General features: G+C 67.9%; 4 protein-coding genes and 1 pseudogene. 1 reads left to right on the top strand and 4 read right to left on the bottom strand.

From position 1 onward, the window contains the following. Positions 1–185: 185 nt before the first annotated feature. Positions 186–431, bottom strand: coding sequence for a DUF397 domain-containing protein (locus tag ACFYXM_RS37020; RefSeq protein WP_389296237.1), 246 nt, complete (start codon positions 429–431; stop codon positions 186–188). Then, the gene (locus tag ACFYXM_RS37025; protein WP_389296238.1) at positions 428–1,282 is read right to left on the bottom strand and encodes a Scr1 family TA system antitoxin-like transcriptional regulator; all 855 of its coding nucleotides are present in this window, start codon (positions 1,280–1,282) and stop codon (positions 428–430) included. The genes ACFYXM_RS37020 and ACFYXM_RS37025 overlap by 4 nt, the downstream gene beginning before the upstream one ends. A gap of 156 nt (positions 1,283–1,438) precedes the next feature. Here ACFYXM_RS37025 and ACFYXM_RS37030 point away from each other — a divergent pair, with 156 nt between their 5' ends. After that, positions 1,439–1,909 (top strand): ATP-binding protein, encoded by a 471-nt coding sequence (locus ACFYXM_RS37030; protein ID WP_389296240.1) that lies wholly within the window; start codon positions 1,439–1,441, stop codon positions 1,907–1,909. Between the two features lie 34 nt (positions 1,910–1,943). Here the strand turns inward: ACFYXM_RS37030 and ACFYXM_RS37035 are convergent, their stop codons facing one another. Both ACFYXM_RS37035 and ACFYXM_RS37040 read right to left on the bottom strand, forming a co-directional pair. After that, positions 1,944–2,285 carry a zinc ribbon domain-containing protein gene (locus ACFYXM_RS37035; RefSeq protein ID WP_389296242.1) on the bottom strand — a complete coding sequence of 114 codons (342 nt, stop codon included), beginning with the start codon at positions 2,283–2,285 and terminating at the stop codon, positions 1,944–1,946. 151 nt (positions 2,286–2,436) lie between these two features. Beyond that, a pseudogene (locus tag ACFYXM_RS37040) lies at positions 2,437–2,553 on the bottom strand (helix-turn-helix domain-containing protein); the annotation flags it as partial. Positions 2,554–2,599 lie beyond the last annotated feature (46 nt).

Below are 2,599 nucleotides of genomic sequence, written 5' to 3' on the forward strand. Positions count from 1 at the left end.
GGAACATCCCGCTTCGCGGGACGTTCCCGGAAACCAGCGCGAACCCCTATGAATCAGACCCGTCAGGGTTGACGAAACAGATAGGGGCACCCCCCTGACCGCTGTCCCGACAACCGCCGTGCCGCACACGGGAGTCGATCGGTCCGGTGCGCGGCACGGTGCCGTTCGGGCCCCGCGCTGTCGGTTCAGGCGCTCACGGCGTACGCGACGAAATCGGTCCATGCGGTGGGGGCGAGGGCCAGCTGTGGCCCCTGCTCGACCTTGGAGTCCCGGACGTGGACGGTGGTGGGGCAGGCGGCGACCTCCACGCAGGAGTCGCCGCTACCGCTGCTGTAGGTGGACTTGTGCCAGGAGAGGGCCACCTCCACGCAGGAGTCTCCGGAGCTGCCGCTGTAACTGCTCTTGAACCAGGCCAGGTCTGTGGTGTTCATACCGCTCCTCGCATCCGCTGCAACAGGCTCACGGAGTCTTCGAGGGAGTGAGCCTGTGAACGCATCCTGGCATACCGCATCTGGAGCGTGCTGACGACGGCCGGGTCGGCATGGAAGTGGCCGCTCTCCTGGCCTTCGCCGTAGCCGAACCACTTGTTCTCCGGGGTTTCCAGCAGTTGCATGGGGCCGTCCACCCCGGCGTGGTTCACCTGCACCTGCGGCATGATCTGGATCTCGACATTGCGGAGCCGCGACAGCTCCAGCACATGGTCGATGAGCTCCCTCGTGACCTCGGCGCCACCCGTACGCCGCAGAAAAAGGTGCTCTTCGAGGATGAAGCTGTAATTGGTGTTCGGCCGTTCCGTGAGCAGCCGTTGACGCTCCAGCCGGGTCGCGATTTGGGCCTCGATCTGCTCGTCCCCGAGCGGTGGAAGCCGATTGGCGAACAGCGTCCGTGCATACGACTCCGGTTGCAGGAGCCCCGGGATCAACCGGCACTCGTACGTGTACAGACTGATCGCCTCCGTCTCCAACTGGGCCCACTGATGGAACCAACTGGCCAGCCCCGGCCGCCGGGACAGGTGCTTTGCGGCTGCCTTGATGGCCCCGAACGCGTCCAGCACCTCCTCCGCCCGCTCGATGAACGCCAGGGGCGGGAACCGTCGGCCCTGCTCGATCGAGGCGACCGTCGGCACCGAATACCGCACCTTCGGGGCGAACTGCTCCTGGGTGAGCAGAGCGCGTTTACGGAAGACCTTGACGACCTCCCCGAATGTCTTCAGGCTGTCAGAGGGCTTGGGCTCCCCGTTCGAGCCTGCCGTTCCGCCTGTCACGCCGACGCCGTCCGTCATGTCCGGCCACCTCCCGTACTCGTGCCTCTCCCGGCCGCAACTCGCCCATGGTCACCGACCGTTACGCGTACTGTCCACGGTCCGTGCCCGTACGCTGACTCAGCGTACGAGTTGCTGCGCTGGTCCGAGGGGCTTTCCGGCCGGGACGGTGGGGGCATGGAAGCACTCGCCACCCCCCAACACCCGGTTACCGTATGTGTGTTCGCGCAGCGTTTCAGCTCCACGCCGAGGGGTGCACGTCTCGCCCGGCACCTCGCCCTGCACGCGCTGCACGACTGGGGCATCCCGTACCGCAGTGACGCTTCGGAGACGGCGGCGCTGATCGTCGCCGAATTGGCCACCAACGCCGTGACGCACGGCCGGGTGTCGGGCCGCGACTTCGAACTGCGGCTCACCCGTGACTCGGGTGGGGACGCCCCGGAGGTGCCGGGCGTGCTGCGGATCGAGGTCAGCGACACCCGGGGCGAACAGCGTCCCCCGGAGCCGGGGGATTTGCCGGTGCCGTCGCCCGACGCGGAGAGCGGTCGCGGGCTGCTCCTGGTCGAGGCGTTGGCCGACCGGTGGGCGGTGCTGGAGCGCGTGCCGTCACCGGGGAAGACGATCCGCGCCGAACTGGATCTGCCTTGACATCCTCGCCCCCGTGAACGAGGGCGATTCCCGTCTACCGCGCCGTTGAAGGCTGCGGTGTCGGGTGGGTTCCCGCTTCGCTGCGCGGTGCCGGGACGAGTCCCGGTCCTACCTGCGCTCCACGGGCTGTCACGGCCAGTCCGGCCGCCTTGGCGATGTTGACCGCCGCGTTGATGTCCCGGTCAAGGACGGCCCCGCAGGCCCCGCAGGCCCCGCAGGCCCCGGAGGCCCCGCACGTCCACACGCGGACGTGGAGGGGCTTGGGGCCGTCCTTGACGCCGCACTGCGAGCAGAGCTGGGAGGTGGGCTCGAAGCGGCCGATCCTGATGAAGGTGCGTCCGTACCGGGCGGGGCAGGGACTGCTGCAACACGACAGCGGAGACCTCGCCGAGCCAGGCCCGCTCCGGGGTGTTCTTCGCCCCGGTGATCAGCGCCTTGGACAGGTCGCCGGTCTTCGGGAAGGGCAGCCCCTGGCTGCGGGCGGTCTCCCGCGCCCTGAGGGCGTCGTTGTAGACTACCCGCGCACACCCGAACGCCCGTGCCAACGCCATGCGCTGGCCGGCGCTCGGGTACAGGCGGAAGCTGTACCGAAGCTGCACGCCAATCACGATAAACAGTTGGTTTATGGATATCGATGAGAACATTCGTACAGGCCGTCACCGCGTCTTCCGCCTTCACGTCCATTTGGTT

The organism is Streptomyces sp. NPDC002476, from assembly GCF_042889785.1.
GTDB lineage: Bacteria > Actinomycetota > Actinomycetes > Streptomycetales > Streptomycetaceae > Streptomyces.

What these genes read in the sequence shown, in the direction of transcription:
- ACFYXM_RS37020 (WP_389296237.1), bottom strand. Translation starts at nt 431, where the DNA reads ATGAACACCACAGACCTGGCCTGGTTCAAGAGCAGTTACAGCGGCAGC.
- ACFYXM_RS37025 (WP_389296238.1), bottom strand. Translation starts at nt 1,282, where the DNA reads ATGACGGACGGCGTCGGCGTGACAGGCGGAACGGCAGGCTCGAACGGG.
- ACFYXM_RS37030 (WP_389296240.1), top strand. Translation starts at nt 1,439, where the DNA reads ATGGAAGCACTCGCCACCCCCCAACACCCGGTTACCGTATGTGTGTTC.